Source organism: Streptococcus orisratti DSM 15617 (assembly GCF_000380105.1).
GTDB classification, from domain to species: domain Bacteria; phylum Bacillota; class Bacilli; order Lactobacillales; family Streptococcaceae; genus Streptococcus; species Streptococcus orisratti.
Genome location: NZ_KB904454.1, coordinates 22,847 through 38,884, shown reverse-complemented (window position 1 = coordinate 38,884; position 16,038 = coordinate 22,847). Strand labels below are relative to the sequence as shown.

Genomic DNA, 16,038 nt, shown 5'->3' with positions numbered 1-16,038 from the left:
AAATCTGTGTATTCAAATGTTATATTTGTCATAACTAGGCATAAAAATGTTACCGGTAACATTTGTGCAACCGCTTGCATTTATTTTAAAAAAAGTTATACTGAAGTATAAGTAAGATCCAAAGGAGATTATTATGCCTAAGAAACGTTCAAAATCATGGCTTGAGAAAAAAGAAATTTTTTCCATTCGAAAATTTAAAGTGGGAGTAGCTTCAGTAGCTATTGCTGCTAGTTTTTTTGCTCTAGGTCAGCCTAATTCTCTTGTAAGAGCTGACGAGGCAGCCGTTCAGTCTGAGCAAGTTGTAACAGCTCAAAGTGATAGTGGCTCGACTACTCAAGTAACAGACTTGACAGCAAGTCCTGAGACAAGTCAGGCAACAACTACAACTGTTACAGATGAAGTAGTAGTGGCAACTGAAACGGGTAGTTCATCTCCTGCTGAACCCCCTGCGCTAGCAGCTGATAGTCAAACAGAAAATCAAAGTATCACAGCTGATGCGACTCCAGCAACAACTACCCCGATTTCTGAAGAGCAACCTTCAGAAAGTGCTGCGGCTTCTGTTGAAAAGTCAACAACTGATTCTACAGAAAATGCGGCAACCGTTTCTCCAGCAACAACTACTGAGGAAACAGCCCCAGTACCGATTGAAGAGGGGAACATTCGTTTACACTTCGCCGGCTTGGATGATAGTGCTATTGATCACTACGGTCTTTGGACTTGGGGCGGTGTTGCAACTCCTTCTGATGGTAATAAATGGCCAACTGATGCCCAGCCATTCGTCGCTAGTCAAAAAGACGATTATGGCTACTATATAGATGTTAAGCAATCTGAAAATCCAGCCTCTATTGGTTATCTCCTCCTAAAAGATGGCGAAAAAGTTACTGAAGGGGATCAAAAAATTGAAATTGTTGCTCCTCAAATGAATGAGGCTTGGATTGCGCCAGACTTTAAGTTAAATACCTACAAACCTCTTAGTGATGAAAAAGTTGTTCGTATTAACTACAAGCGTGATGATGGCAACTATGATGGCTGGGGTCTTTGGCTTTGGGGTGATACGGTAGCTAGCGATGGATGGCCAGACGGTGCGCTTGATTTTACAGCAGAAGGACAATATGGACGCTATGTTGATGTTCCCTTGTCAAAGGCGTTGGAATCTCGCATTGGGTTCCTAGTGGTTAACCAAAATAATCCAGAACTACCAGGAAATAAAAGTTCAGATATGAGCTTTGCTAATCGTCAAGTTCATAGCCAAATTTTCCTCAGAAATGACGAAGCAACAGTTTATACAAATCCATATTATATCCCAGAAACCTTGGAATTAGATTTATCCAAAGCGGAACCTGGGAAAGCCAATATCAGCTTAACAGCAGAAGTTGATAAAGCGTTTGACTACAATCAACATGGTATTTTATCTATCTCAGTAAATAACCCAGATAATGTTGATATTTACAAAACTCAGGTTGACAGCACAGCTATAGGTGGTGGAATCATTGATATTTCACCGGAGTTAAACAAAGTCACTTTGAATGCAAGTAGTGAGGTTGCTGCAGGAGATTATGAACTGCCTGTAAGGGTTTATGATACGAATAATGGTTACTATGAAACTAAAGTTAAAGTAACGATTACAGAGCACCAGAAGAAAGATGGCGAGAAAGATTGGGATGAGCAAATCATCTACTTCATGCTGACAGACCGCTTCAAGAATGGTGATACTAGCAATGATAATCCTTACAATCAGCCTTATGCACAAGCAACCAACCAACGTGGTGTTTATCAAGGTGGTGATTTCAAAGGGGTTACAGAAAAACTTGATTACCTTAAAGAATTAGGGGTAACTTCTATCTGGTTGACACCTATTGTAGAAAATATTCCAGGGAGCGCTGGGGACGCAGAATACTATGCCTACCACGGTTATTGGGCATCAAACTTTGAGAAACTTAATCCTCATTTGGGAAGCCTTGCTGACTTCCATGAATTGATTGACAAGGCTGCTGAAAAAGGTATTAATATCATCGTGGACGTGGTTCTAAACCATGCTGGCTATGGTACAGAAGATACCTTTAAAGGTTTGGTTAGAACACCGGAAGAAAACAAAGAAGGTGATGATCAACAAGGTTCTCTATCTGGATTGCCTGACTTTAAGACAGAAGATGATGTTGTTCGTCGTCAATTGGTTGACTGGCAAACCTCATGGTTGGAACGTTCAACCACAGCTAAGGGCAACAGCATTTATGCTTTCCGCGTGGATACTGTTAAACACGTTGATGATACCACTTGGCAACATTTTAAAAATGAGTTAGCTGAGAAAGATATTGATTTCCACCTGATTGGCGAATCTTGGGGTGCTAATTATAAAGATACTAAGGGTGACCTTAAAGCAGGTACAATGGATTCATTGCTTGATTTTGGCTTCAAGGATATCGCTAAACTCTTGGTAAACGGCAACTTGATTGCAGCCAATAAAGAATTAGCGGCGCGCGGTGAGGCCATTAACAGTGCAGCTACTTTGGGACAATTCTTGGGTAGTCATGATGAAGATGGTTTCTTGTATAGTATCAATGGTGATACAAATAAATTAAAGCTAGCAGCGACAGCTCTCCTAACTGCCAAAGGTCAGCCAGTCATCTACTATGGCGAAGAATTAGGTCAAAGTGGTGCTAACAACTGGCCACAATATGATAATCGTTATGATTTTGATTGGTCTAAGGTGGGAGACAGTGATATCTTAGCGCATTATAAGAAAGTCCTTGACTTCCGTAATGCCAACTCAGAGCTACTTTCTCGAGGGGAACACACTATTGTTGGTGGAAGTGATGGGGCTCAATGGGTGCTTGCGAAACGTAGCTATAAAGACGATTCAGCTTACATTCTTTATTCAGTTGCTGATGAGTTTAAACCTGCTCTAATCGAAGTATCAGGAGAAAATGCGACTCTTACAGATTATTACTCTGGAAAAACTTATAAGCCTCAAGCTGATGGTGATAAATGGTTTGTTCAAGTAGATGTTCCAACCTTGGCTAATGGCGGTACCATGTTAATTAAGGTGGCTAACGGAGATATTATATCTGCTACGAGTCCAGTCAAGGAAGAAGAACCAATTGCCCAAGGTAGTATTCGTCTTCATTTCAAGACCTTACCATCAGATAACTTGGATAGCTTGGGTCTTTGGACTTGGGATGATGTAGCAACCCCATCAAGTGATAATGGTGCATGGCCAACTGGTGCCACAAGCTTTGCTAATGCTAAACAAGATGACTATGGTTATTACCTTGATGTCAAAATGACAGAAAAACCTAGCAAGATTAGTCTTTTGATTAACAACACAGCAGGGGACAATATCACAGGTGATAAACTAGTTGAGTTGATTAGTCCAGCGATGAACGAAGCTTGGTTTGATGAAAATTATAATTTGCATTATTCAGAACCACTTAAGGAAGGTTATATCCGTATCAATTATCTGCGTACGGATGGTGATTATGATAATAAAGCTCTCTGGATTTGGGGAGATGTCCAAGATGTCACTTTGGGTGATTGGCCAGACGGTATCAACTTTGATAACGAAGGCAAGTATGGTCGCTATATTGATGTGAAGTTGTCAGATGCTGCAAGTTCCATTGGTTTCCTTCTTCTTGATGAAAGTAAGGAAGGCGATGCTGTTAAAATCCAACCAAATGACTATAAGTTTGCTGATTTGGCCAAAAATAGTCAAATTTTCCTAAGAGATGATGATGCAACAGTTTACACTAATCCTTATTTCATCAACAACGTCCGTGTTACAGGGGTGTCACATATTAGTTTAACAGAGCTAGAAGCCAGCTTTACAACCCTTGAAGGGGCAGATGAAGCAAGTTTGTTAGAGAAAATGACAATTACTGACAAAGATGGTCAAGCTGTTACTATTTCTGGATTGACTTTGGATGAAGCTGGTAAAAAAGTACGGATTAAAGGTGACTTTAACCAAGAACATGCAGGCTATACGCTTAAATATGGTAGCGATAGCTTTACTACTAAGATGAGCTGGCAATTGAAAGATAGCCTCTATGCATATGATGGCGAACTTGGTGCGCGTGTGACAGCTAACGGTAGTGTAGTGGATGCTACTCTCTGGTCTCCAAGTGCGGATGCTGTTAATTTGGTGGTTTATGACAAAGACGATCAAAGCAAAGTGATTGGAAAAGTTGCCATGACTAAGGGTGACAAAGGTCAATGGGATGTTCATTTAGCAGATAAAGCGTTAGGTCTATCTGATTACCGTGGTTACTACTACCACTATGAAATCACGCGCGGTGATACAACTGTTTTGGTTCTTGATCCTTATGCTAAATCATTGGCCGAGTGGAATAGTGACCTTGCAGATACCGATCCATCTTATAAGGTGGCTAAGGCAGCCTTTGTGGATCCTAGCGAGTATGGACCAAGTGATTTGACTTATGCTAATATTCCAAACTTCAAGCAACGGGAAGATGCGGTAATTTATGAAGCCCATGTGCGTGATTTTACATCAGATGAAGCGATTTCAGATGATTTGAAGGCTCAGTTTGGTACATTTGCAGCTTTTGCTGAACGTCTAGACTATTTACAAGATTTGGGTGTTACCCACATTCAATTACTTCCTGTTATGAGTTACTATTTTGTCAATGAGTTGAAAAATGCAGAGCGTCTCAGTGAATACGCATCAAGCAACAGTAACTACAACTGGGGATACGATCCTCAAAACTATTTCTCTCTAACAGGCATGTACTCAAGTGATCCGACTGATCCAGCTAAACGCATCGAAGAATTTAAAAATCTTGTCAACGAAATTCATAAACGTGGAATGGGTGTGATTTTAGATGTGGTCTATAATCACACAGCACAAACGTCACTATTTGAAGATTTGGAGCCAAATTATTACCACTTTATGGAGGCTGATGGCACTGCTAAATCTAGCTTTGGTGGCGGTCGCTTGGGAACAACTCACTATATGAGTCGTCGCGTCATGGTAGATTCTATCAAGTACTTGGTTGATGAATTTAAGGTTGATGGTTTCCGCTTTGATATGATGGGAGATCATGATGCAGCAGCGATTGAGGCAGCTTATAATGCTGCTAAAGAGCTTAACCCTAACATTATCATGCTAGGAGAAGGCTGGAGAACTTATACAGGGGACGTTAACCAACCTGAGAAAGCCGCTGATCAAGATTGGATGAGCAGCACGGATACCGTTGCGGTCTTCTCTGATGAGATTAGAAATAGCCTAAAATCAGGTTATCCAAATGAAGGCCAACCTGCCTTCATCACAACAGGTGCTAGAGATATTCAATCAATCTTTAATGACATTAAGGCTCAACCTGGAAACTTCACGGCAGATGACCCAGGCGATGTGATTCAATATATTGCAGCACATGATAATCTCACCCTATTTGACATCATTGCGCAGTCTATCAAGAAAGATCCAAGTAAGGCTGAGAATTATAAGGAAATCTTACAACGTCAACGTTTAGGAAATCTTCTCATTCTTACAGCACAAGGAACACCATTTATTCATTCTGGACAGGAATATGGTCGGACCAAGCAGTTCAAAGATGAAGCCTACCGTTACCCTGTATCAGATGACAAGGTTCCAAATAAATCTCACCTCTTGACCAACGCAGATGGTACACCATTTGACTACCCTTATTATATTCATGATTCCTATGATTCATCTGATGCTATTAATCATTTTGATTGGACAAAGGCAACTGATGCCGAAGCCTATCCTGAAAATGTAGCGACACAGGCTTACACTAAAGGGTTGATTGCACTTAGAAAATCAACAGATGCCTTTAGATTATCAACGAAAACTGATGTGGACACTACTGTTTCTCTAATTAGTCTTCCTGGTCAAAACGGCATTGCTAAAGAGGATGTTGTCATTGCTTATCAAACCATTGCTTCAAATGGAGATCGTTATGCAGTCTTTGTGAATGCAGATAGCAAAGAGCGTAGCTTCGTTCTCAGTGATGCTTACAAAGCGCTCCTAAATGGTGAGATTATTGTTGATGGAGCTCAAGCTGGTCTTGAAGCAATTACTAATCCAGTTGGGGTAACAAAAACAGCAGATAGCTTTATTTTGGCACCATTAACAGCTGCAATTGTACGTTTGAGTTCACTCGTAACTGAAGTGCCTGATAACGCGCCAACAGCAGCAGAAAAACCAGAATTGAAGTTTACAACAAAAGAAAGGACTGAAACGTCTCCTCTTGAGTTTACAACGCACTATCAAGAAACGACAGATCTAGCAAAAGGAGTAAAACAAGAAGTAACAACTGGTAAAGAAGGCAGCGTGGTACGCACCTACCGTGACGTTTATGTGGAAGGCGTCTTGGTAGCAAGCCAGTTGCTAGAAGAAAAAGTTGTACGAGCAGAAGATGCCTACATTCTGATTGGAATCGGGCAAACAGTTCAAGCTACTCAGACAGCAGCAACAGTAGCTAAAAATACTTCTTCTGCCCCAGTAGCGAAACAAGCAGTTCAAGAAAGCAGTCAACTACCTACTACCGGTGATACAGAAAATCTCCCTTATCACTTATTAGGATTGAGCTTGCTTGTAAGTGGTCTAGGTCTTGCAGCTTCTAAAAAGCGTGACGAAAAAGATGCCTAGTAAGCAGTCGTCATAGACATCTGATAACCTTAGATATTTGCAGTAACGAGTTTGGGATTATTTTGATCCCAAACTCGTTTTTAGTATAAAATGGCTGCAACTGTAAAATCTTTTGAAAGATTAGTGTCTTCCACTAGAGTTTTATTCAAAATTCAACATTAGTCAGTGGTCAAAAATAGTTGGAAAATGGCGATTAGTGACAGCCTCTGCAAAAAATGGTAAAATAGTAGCGACGAATTAAAAGAGGAGACTCACTATGAAAGGTATTATTCTAGCAGGTGGCTCGGGGACACGTTTGTACCCTTTGACGCGCGCTGCATCTAAGCAACTCATGCCGGTTTATGATAAACCTATGATTTATTATCCCCTTTCAACCCTTATGTTGGCAGGGATTAAGGAAATCTTGATTATTTCAACGCCTCAAGATTTGCCTCGCTTTAAGGATTTGCTTCAAGATGGTTCTGAGTTTGGCATTTCCCTGTCTTATGCGGAACAACCAAGTCCAGATGGACTGGCGCAAGCCTTTATTATCGGGGAAGACTTCATTGGAAATGATAGCATTGCCCTTATCCTTGGAGACAACATCTACCATGGGCCAGGTCTGTCTAAGATGCTGCAAAAGGCTGCCGCAAAAGAATCAGGGGCAACAGTTTTTGGTTATCAAGTCAAAGACCCAGAACGTTTTGGTGTCGTAGAATTTGACGAAGCCATGAATGCCATCTCTATTGAAGAAAAACCAGAACACCCACGTTCTAACTACGCCGTAACCGGTCTTTACTTCTATGACAATGATGTCGTAGAAATTGCTAAAAACATCAAACCAAGCCCTCGTGGCGAGCTTGAAATCACAGATGTCAACAAGGCTTACCTTGATCGCGGTGATTTGTCTGTTGAACTGATGGGACGTGGTTTTGCTTGGTTGGATACAGGAACACACGAAAGCTTGCTTGAAGCGGCTCAGTATATCGAAACGGTTCAACGCATGCAAAATGTACAAGTCGCCAATCTGGAAGAAATCGCTTATCGTATGGGCTATATCACCAAAGAAGAAGTGTACGAATTGGCACAGCCGCTTAAGAAAAATGAATACGGACAATACTTGCTCCGTTTGATTGGAGAAGCATAAGATGACAGAACAATTTTTTGAAAAAGAACTTGCTTGCCGTCCTGTCGAAGGCATTCCAGGCATGTTGGAATTTGATATTCCAGTTCGTGGTGACAACCGTGGCTGGTTTAAAGAGAACTTCCAAAAAGAAAAAATGGTGCCGCTAGGATTCCCAGAAAGCTTTTTTGAAGCGGGCAAATTGCAAAATAACATTTCTTTCTCACGTAAGAACGTGCTTCGAGGTTTACATGCTGAACCATGGGATAAATACATCTCAGTCGCTGATGAGGGAAAAGTTCTTGGTTCTTGGGTTGATCTTCGTGAAGGGGAGAGCTTTGGCAATACCTACCAAACTGTTATCGATGCGTCAAAAGGAATCTTTGTCCCTCGCGGTGTAGCTAATGGCTTCCAAGTGTTGACTGACAAAGTAGCTTATACTTACCTTGTCAACGACTACTGGGCGCTTGAACTCAAGCCCAAATATGCCTTTGTCAACTACGCTGACCCAGCTCTGGGCATCACATGGGAAAATTTGGCAGAAGCGGAAGTCTCAGAAGCTGATAAACATCATCCACTCCTCAAAGACGTAAAGCCTTTGAAAAAAGAGGATTTGTAATGTTTGAAATTTTCTTGGAAATTGCAAGAGAGCTTAATCAAATAGAAATTACACCGTTGTTGATGGGATCTGTCGGTTTAGAAGAGCGAACAGGTCAAGACTGGCAAGCCCGTGATTTAGATATTCATGTCCCTAGTGATCCCAGAGGCTGGGAAGTGCCAGACGAGGAGCGTATCTATCAATCAGATAAGCTGATTGCCATGATGGAAAGGTTGGGTTATACCTTGGTCGACCGCCATGAGCATGAGTTCCAGAAAAATGGTGTTTCCGTTGAATTTGGTGGCCTTCACTCTCTGCCAAGTTTTGCAGGTGTTGAGCTTGAGGATTTGGAAGAATTAGAGACGAATGGTGTTCATTATTACTTACCAACGCTTGAGCAATATCTGAAAATCTATCTGGCCTCTTCCAAAGATTCCTATCGGGCAGACAAAAATAACCAAAAAGATTTTGCTAAGATTGCTTACTTGAAAGAAATGTTGAAGTAGTCTGGCATCAAAGAGGGCGAGCATAGCGAGCCATTAGCGATAGTTTTCGCTGTAGTGAAAATAGGAACCGGTATTCATAGTTCAGTACGTTCATCTAAGGCTATTTTTTCAGCTACTCATCGTTAGTTTTTTTCAGAATACAGTCAGTATTCCCTCAAAAAACTGCCTTGATTAGCGAAAAACTATCTCTTATATAAAAGCACTTCACTTGTGAATACAGGTTCCGAGATTACGTTTTACGTAATCTTGCAGGGAAATTTTGAAACCTTAGGTTCAAAATTTAGCCATGAAACCGAAGGTTTGCTGGCGTCCCCACTACCTAAGGAAACTATCAAAAAAGAAAAAAACTTTTCGGAGAAAAAAATGACAGAATATAAAAAGATCATCGTAACCGGTGGCGCTGGTTTCATCGGTTCAAACTTTGTACATTACGTTTATAACAATCACCCAGACGTTCATGTGACCGTCCTTGATAAACTCACATATGCTGGGAATCGGGCTAACATTGAAGAAATTCTTGGTGACCGCGTTGAGTTGGTTGTTGGTGATATTGCGGATGCCGAATTGGTTGACCAATTGGCTGCCAAAGCGGATGCAATCGTTCACTATGCGGCTGAAAGCCACAACGACAATTCGCTCAATGACCCAAGCCCATTTATTCACACCAACTTTATCGGAACTTACACTTTACTTGAAGCGGCGCGTAAATACGACATCCGTTTCCACCATGTGTCAACGGACGAAGTTTATGGTGACCTTCCTCTTCGTGAAGATTTGCCAGGTCATGGTGAAGGACCAGGTGAGAAATTCACGGCTGAAACTAAGTACAATCCATCATCACCTTACTCATCAACCAAGGCTGCTTCAGACTTGATTGTTAAGGCTTGGGTGCGTTCATTTGGTGTCAAAGCAACGATTTCAAACTGTTCTAACAACTATGGACCTTACCAACACATCGAAAAATTCATCCCACGTCAAATCACCAATATTTTGTCAGGTATCAAGCCAAAACTCTATGGTGAAGGAAAGAACGTTCGTGACTGGATTCACACCAACGACCATTCAACCGGTGTTTGGGCAATCTTGACTAAAGGACGCATCGGTGAAACGTACCTTATCGGTGCTGATGGTGAAAAGAACAACAAAGAAGTTCTTGAGTTGATTCTTGAAAAAATGGGTCAACCTAAAGATGCTTACGACCATGTGACAGACCGTGCAGGACACGATTTGCGCTATGCGATTGATTCCACAAAATTACGTGAAGAACTCGGCTGGGAGCCACAATTCACTAATTTTGAAGAGGGCCTTCAAGAAACCATCAACTGGTATACAGAACACCAAGACTGGTGGAAGGCTGAAAAAGAAGCTGTTGAAGCCAACTATGCTAAGACTCAGGAAGTTATTAAGTAAAATTAAAAAAACCTTGTCATATCAACGTTTGTCGTTGGTGGCAAGGTTATTTTTTGTATTTTGGGGGATACTAAAAAATTAGCTAATCTAAGGATAGGCTAAGTTTTTGATTGTCTTATTTATTACCAAAAAGTCCTTTGACTTTGTTCATGACACCATCGATACCTCCAGCACCATCGAGAAGGGCTTTGGCTTGGTCAAAATACTCGCCTAGTTGATCTTTGTTCTTATCAAGGAAATTTTGGGCTGCCTTGAAGTCTTTTTGGGCAATCAATTCTTTGATTTGTTCAAATAGTTCGTTTGGGTTCATTGTAATCCTCTTTTCTTTTTCCTTTATTAAACCATAACTATTTACTTTTTGAAACCAATTTGTTTGCTAATTATTGGAAATATCAGCTATTTTTTAAAAACAAGACAGACGGCTTCAGGAACTAAAAATTCATGGCTAATTTCGGTTAGTATTCCTGATGCTTTATCACGTTTAAAGATAGTCACATTGTCAGAATCTTGATGAGCAGCTAGAAGAAATTTGCCATCAGGAGAAAGGTTAAAATCACGTGGATTCTCGCCAGAAGTTGAAATAATTTGGCGTGTTTCAAGGATACCATCCCCCGCCACTTCAAAAACGGCAATAGAATTATGCCCGCGATTGCTAGCATAGATGAACTTGCCATCTGAACTAATGCGAATAGCTGCGCAAGCATTGAAGCCATGATAGTCATCGGGGAGAGTAGAAATAGTCTGGTAATGTTCAAACTGACCATAGCCATCATAAATCAAAACTTCAATGGTAGCGTTTAACTCACAAATCATGTAGGCTATTTTGAAGTCGGGATGAAAGATGAGGTGGCGACAGCCTGCGCCTGGTGCAGCTTGATAATTACCAATTTTAGTCAGCTTACCATCTGCGTTGATGTCATAAGAAGTTAGACTATCTGTTCCTAGGTCACAAGTGATCAGATACTTGTCAGGTGTTAAATCTGCAAAATGAAGGTGTGAACGATCTTGGTTTGGATGAGGACCTGCCCCATGACATTGCAGTTTATTGACTAGATTTAACTTACCATCATTTTGGCGCTTATAAATAAGGAGTTGTCCCTTATGGTAGTTGACGCCATAAATCAACTGGCGTTTATCATCTACGGAAACATAGCAAAGCCCAGATCCCTCTTCGAGAACTTGATTGATAAGCTGGAAATCTGGATTAAAACTGGCAATACCTCCTCGCCCCTCTTGCTTACTGACAGAGTAGAGGTAGCCATCTCTGGAAAAAGCTAGATAAGTTGGTGAACCTTCCTTGGCAAGAAGTCTGAGATTATCAAGTTGTCCTGTTTCTGTATCAAAATCAGCGGCATAAATACCCTTTGATGTTTTTTGAGTATAGGTTCCAAAATAAACCGTTTCAATCATTTGTGACTCCTTATTTGTCTAATAAAGTCATTATATCACAAAATTTTGCTATAATAGAAGGAAAAATAGAGAGGATGAGTGGTATGACACAGCTAGCAACGATTTGTTACATTGATAACGGTCAGGAGTTGCTTTTGCTTCATCGCAATAAAAAGCCAAATGATGTTCATGAAGGTAAGTGGATATCAGTTGGTGGGAAGATAGAAGCGGGTGAGACGCCAGATGAATGTGCCAAAAGAGAAATTCTGGAAGAAACCCATCTGACTGTTAAGAAAATGGATTTTAAAGGGGTCATTACTTTCCCTGAATTTACCCCGAATCAAGATTGGTATACCTACGTCTTTAAGGTTACCGATTTTGAAGGAGTCTTGATTTCTGATGAGGAGTCTAGGGAGGGGACTCTGGAGTGGGTTCCTTATGACCAAGTCCTGTCCAAGCCGACTTGGGAAGGAGATTATGAAATTTTTAAATGGATTTTAGCAGATGTTCCTTTTTTCTCTGCCAAATTTACCTATGACAAAGAGCAGAAATTGGTGAACAAAGAGGTAACTTTTTATGACAAGTAAAGATTTTAGGGTGCAGGCAGGGCAACTGACTTTTGGCGTAAGAAGCTCTGCTTTGATTGTCAACAATGGTAAGTTACTGACGGTTTTTAGTGAAGAAAAAAATCAGTATATTGTACCCGGAGGTGCAATTTTATTAGGCGAGGGTAGCTATCAGGTTGCGGTTAGAGAAGTTGTGGAAGAATTAGGAGTGACCATCTCGTCAGATAAACTAGCTTTTATTGTGGAAAACCATTTCCAGCAAGGAAGTCAGCGATATCACAACATTGAGTTCCACTATCTGTGTCAGCTTCTGGAAGGGACACCTAGCCACATGAATGAACCAGATATTTCGGGAACTTGCAAATGGGTGGAAATTACTCAGCTGCCTTCTATCAATTTAAAACCCTCTTTTTTAAAAGAGGAATTACCAAAATGGCAAGGTCAGATTGTTCATGTTTTTCAAAATGAGATTGGAGACGATTATGTCAATTCGGATTAGAGAGGTAGCTTTGGAGGATGCGGCAGACCTACTTCAGATTTACGCCTACTATGTGGAAAAAACTGCCATCACTTTTGAATATGAAATACCCAGTTTGGAGGAATTTCAGGGGCGTATTCAAAAGATTTCAGCTTTTTATCCTTACTTAGTTGCTGAGGATGAGGGGACTATCTTAGGCTATGCTTACGCTTCTAGCTTTCATCCTAGAGCTGCCTATGCTTGGTCAGCTGAAGCAACGGTATATCTGTCGAACACTGCTAGAGGTGCAGGTATCGGCCGCCTTTTGTATGAGCAGTTGGAAAATAGACTCAAAAAAATGGGTGTCCTTAATTTAAATGCCTGCATTGCGACAACAGATCACGAGGATCCTTATTTGACCAACGGCAGTCAAAAATTTCATGAAGCACTGGGGTTTCGTTTGGTTGGCAAATTTCACCAATCTGGTTATAAATTTCAAACATGGTATGATATGATTTGGATGGAGAAAATGTTAGGTGAGCATACTCGCCAGGTAAGTCCTATTAAGTCTGTTCATGACTGTTGATTGTCCTGAATATTTGTTTCTTTATTTGATTATTTTTAACAAAAGTCAGGATTGAACGGTGTTGAGAAGTTGATACGAAATGTGATAAGCGAATTTGCTGTATCCTTCAACTCGTACAAAAGAAATGTTGGTCTGATAGAAAGGGATATCGACCTTACTCAATAAAATGCAACGGGAAATTAAATTTAGTATCAAAGCAGATTCAAGGATGATAGGACAAAAAAGCAAAACTGGGATGTAGTCGCAATAAGCCTAATTTGGTTGAAAATGATATAATTGATATTATCTTGATAATTAGATAGTGAGGACTTTTCGATGGAATCTCAAAAAAAGAAGACATTTTCAGATTCATGGTTTTATAAATGGTTTTTAGATAATCAGGCAGTTGTAGCGGTTCTGATTACTTTTTTGGTGTTTTTAACCGTCTATTTATTGACTAAAGTTTCCTTTATTTTTACTCCAATTTTATCATTTTTGGGTATTATCATGCTGCCTCTTGTCATTTCGGCGCTTCTTTATTATCTCATTAAACCTTTAGTTGATTTTTTAGAACGTCGTGGTTTGGGGCGTGTCTCTGCCATTTTTGTGGTTTTTACAGTCATTGTTATTTTGCTGATTTGGGCAATTGCTAGTATTATTCCTATGATTCGTGAACAAATCCTATCTTTCGTCTCTAATTTGCCGGGTTATGTTCGTTCAGTAAATTACGAGGCGACAAAAGTTTTACAAAATCCTTGGTTAAATAATTATAAGTCTGAGTTGCAAGATATGCTTTCTAATATTACAGCCAAGGCAGTGACTTATGCTGAAAGCTTTTCAAAAAATGCACTTGATTGGGCGTCTAGTTTTGCAGGCATCATTGCTAGGGTAACGATTGCTATTATTATTTCACCGTTTGTCCTTTTTTATTTCTTACGAGACAGTGGCAAAATGAAGGATGGCTTAGTTCAGGTGTTACCTCCCAAATTTCGCCAACCTACTGCTAGGGTTTTAGGAGATATCAACCAGCAGCTTTCAGGCTATGTGCAAGGTCAGGTGACTGTTGCCATTGTAGTTGGTTTTATGTTTTCGATTATGTTTAGCCTTGTTGGTTTACGCTATGCTTTAACATTCGGGATTATGGCGGGAATATTGAATATGGTTCCTTATTTAGGAAGTTTTCTAGCTATGATTCCAGTGGTCATTATGGGAGCTGTTCAGGGACCATTGATGTTGGTTAAGGTTCTTATTATTTTCATGATTGAACAGACCATTGAGGGACGTTTTGTATCTCCGTTAGTTTTAGGAAGTAAATTAAGTATTCACCCAGTGACTATTATGTTTATTTTGTTAACCGCTGGTTCTATGTTTGGAGTTTGGGGCGTTTTCTTGGCTATCCCAATCTATGCTTCTGTTAAGGTTGTCGTTAAGGAAATCTTTGATTGGTACAAGGTGATAAGTGGCCTCTATGAAGAGGATTTTAAGCAAGGAGATGATGACATAAAAAATGTTAAATAGTGAAAAAATGCTGACCTCAATCCAGAATCAGGATTTAGCTCATGCAAATAAATATTTTGAACGTGCTTTGAAAGAAGATGGAAGCGATGTTCTCTTGGAATTGGCAGAATATCTGGAATCTATTGGATTTTTGCCACAGGCTAAACGCATCTACTTGCAGGAACGTGAGGCATTTCCAGAGGTAAACATCAATCTGGCACAAATTGCTGCAGAAGATGGGGATATTGAGGAAGCTTTCTTGTACTTGGATGCCATCTCACCAGATAGTGAGGACTACTTGTCTGCTCTTCTTGTCATGGCTGATTTGTATGACATGGAGGGATTGACAGATGTTACGCGTGAAAAATTATTGGAAGCTAACCGAATAAGTCAAGATCCATTGATTATCTTTGGTTTAGCTGAAATCGAATATGAATTAGAGCATTATGAGCAAGCCATTCAAACCTATGCTAAATTGGATAATCGTGAGATTTTAGAATTGACAGGAGTTTCTACTTATCAACGTATTGGCCGTGCCTATGCTTGTTTAGGTAAGTTTGAAGCGGCTATTGAATTTTTGGAAAAAACAATTGAGATTGAATACGAAGATGAAGCTGTTTTTGAATTGGCGACTATTCTTTATGATCAAAAAGAGTATCAAAAAGCTAATCTTTACTTCAAACAACTAGATACCATGAATCCTGATTTTGCTGGATACGAGTACGTTTATGGTTTGTCACTACATGAAGAACACAAAACACAAGAGGCTTTACGCCTTGTGCAGCAAGGCCTGACGAAGAATGAATTTGCAGTTAATCTCTTACTTTTAGCTTCGCAATTATCCTACGAATTACATGATAGTACCCAAGCAGAAAATTATCTGCTCAAGGCTAAGAAAGTTGCTGAAGATGATGAGGAAGTTCTCATGCGCTTGACCAATCTCTATCTTGAGGAAGAGCGTTTTGAAGACGTTCTTGCCTTGGAAAATGATGATATTGATAATTTATTGACCAAATGGAATGTGGCTAAAGCCCATCAAGCCTTGGAAAATGAAGAGGCTGCTCTGGCGATCTATGAAGGTTTGGCGTCTGATTTACAAGAAAATCCAGAATTTCTTCAAGATTATGCTTATATTTTGCGTGAATTTGGCTACCGCGAGCGTGCTCGCGACATAGCAGAGCGTTATCTCAAATTAGTACCAGATGATGTCAATATGCTAGATTTCTTGAGCGAATAAGAAGAGCTTCTCAATTTCTTTAGCAAACAAAATCATAGAAAGCAATCTTGAAACTGTGTTATAATGGAAATAAGAATCCAAGAGATAAT

At 40.2% G+C, this 16,038-nt stretch carries 12 protein-coding genes; 10 read left to right on the top strand and 2 right to left on the bottom strand.

Going from position 1 to position 16,038, the window contains the following annotated elements; genetic code table 11:
- Positions 1 to 133: 133 nt before the first annotated feature.
- The 5 genes from A3I7_RS13530 to rfbB all read left to right on the top strand — a co-directional run bounded on the left by A3I7_RS13530 (position 134) and on the right by rfbB (position 10,238).
- Positions 134 to 6,622, top strand: coding sequence for a pullulanase (locus A3I7_RS13530; RefSeq protein ID WP_018375254.1), 6,489 nt, complete (start codon positions 134 to 136; stop codon positions 6,620 to 6,622).
- Positions 6,623 to 6,878: 256 nt separating this feature from the next.
- Positions 6,879 to 7,748, top strand: a complete 870-nt coding sequence (rfbA, locus tag A3I7_RS0102745) for a glucose-1-phosphate thymidylyltransferase RfbA (RefSeq protein WP_018375253.1) — start codon at positions 6,879 to 6,881, stop codon at positions 7,746 to 7,748.
- Between the two features lies 1 nt (position 7,749).
- The gene (locus tag A3I7_RS0102740) at positions 7,750 to 8,343 is read left to right on the top strand and encodes a dTDP-4-dehydrorhamnose 3,5-epimerase family protein (protein WP_018375252.1); all 594 of its coding nucleotides are present in this window, start codon (positions 7,750 to 7,752) and stop codon (positions 8,341 to 8,343) included.
- Positions 8,343 to 8,828 carry a phosphoribosylanthranilate isomerase gene (locus tag A3I7_RS0102735; RefSeq protein WP_018375251.1) on the top strand — a complete coding sequence of 162 codons (486 nt, stop codon included), beginning with the start codon at positions 8,343 to 8,345 and terminating at the stop codon, positions 8,826 to 8,828. The genes A3I7_RS0102740 and A3I7_RS0102735 overlap by 1 nt, the downstream gene beginning before the upstream one ends.
- Positions 8,829 to 9,191: 363 nt before the next feature.
- Positions 9,192 to 10,238, top strand: coding sequence for a dTDP-glucose 4,6-dehydratase (rfbB, locus tag A3I7_RS0102730; protein ID WP_026217100.1), 1,047 nt, complete (start codon positions 9,192 to 9,194; stop codon positions 10,236 to 10,238).
- A 115-nt stretch (positions 10,239 to 10,353) separates the two neighbouring features.
- Here the strand turns inward: rfbB and A3I7_RS0102725 are convergent, their stop codons facing one another.
- On the bottom strand, positions 10,354 to 10,548 hold the full coding sequence (locus A3I7_RS0102725) for a hypothetical protein (RefSeq protein WP_018375249.1): 195 nt from the start codon (positions 10,546 to 10,548) through the stop codon (positions 10,354 to 10,356).
- A gap of 86 nt (positions 10,549 to 10,634) precedes the next feature.
- A complete protein-coding gene (locus A3I7_RS0102720) occupies positions 10,635 to 11,648 on the bottom strand; it encodes a lactonase family protein (protein WP_018375248.1) in 1,014 nt (337 codons plus the stop codon).
- An 83-nt stretch (positions 11,649 to 11,731) separates the two neighbouring features.
- Here A3I7_RS0102720 and A3I7_RS0102715 point away from each other — a divergent pair, with 83 nt between their 5' ends.
- From A3I7_RS0102715 to A3I7_RS0102695, 5 genes are all read left to right on the top strand, one after another.
- On the top strand, positions 11,732 to 12,214 hold the full coding sequence (locus A3I7_RS0102715) for an NUDIX hydrolase (protein WP_026217099.1): 483 nt from the start codon (positions 11,732 to 11,734) through the stop codon (positions 12,212 to 12,214).
- Positions 12,204 to 12,692, top strand: a complete 489-nt coding sequence (locus tag A3I7_RS0102710) for an NUDIX hydrolase (protein ID WP_018375246.1) — start codon at positions 12,204 to 12,206, stop codon at positions 12,690 to 12,692. The genes A3I7_RS0102715 and A3I7_RS0102710 overlap by 11 nt, the downstream gene beginning before the upstream one ends.
- Positions 12,676 to 13,236 carry a GNAT family N-acetyltransferase gene (locus A3I7_RS0102705; protein ID WP_018375245.1) on the top strand — a complete coding sequence of 187 codons (561 nt, stop codon included), beginning with the start codon at positions 12,676 to 12,678 and terminating at the stop codon, positions 13,234 to 13,236. The genes A3I7_RS0102710 and A3I7_RS0102705 overlap by 17 nt, the downstream gene beginning before the upstream one ends.
- Before the next feature lie 315 nt (positions 13,237 to 13,551).
- Positions 13,552 to 14,733 (top strand): AI-2E family transporter, encoded by a 1,182-nt coding sequence (locus A3I7_RS0102700; protein ID WP_018375244.1) that lies wholly within the window; start codon positions 13,552 to 13,554, stop codon positions 14,731 to 14,733.
- Complete coding sequence (locus tag A3I7_RS0102695; RefSeq protein WP_018375243.1) at positions 14,723 to 15,949, top strand: tetratricopeptide repeat protein; 1,227 nt, start codon at positions 14,723 to 14,725, stop codon at positions 15,947 to 15,949. Before A3I7_RS0102700 ends, A3I7_RS0102695 begins: the two co-directional genes overlap by 11 nt.
- The last annotated feature ends 89 nt before the right edge of the window (positions 15,950 to 16,038 follow it).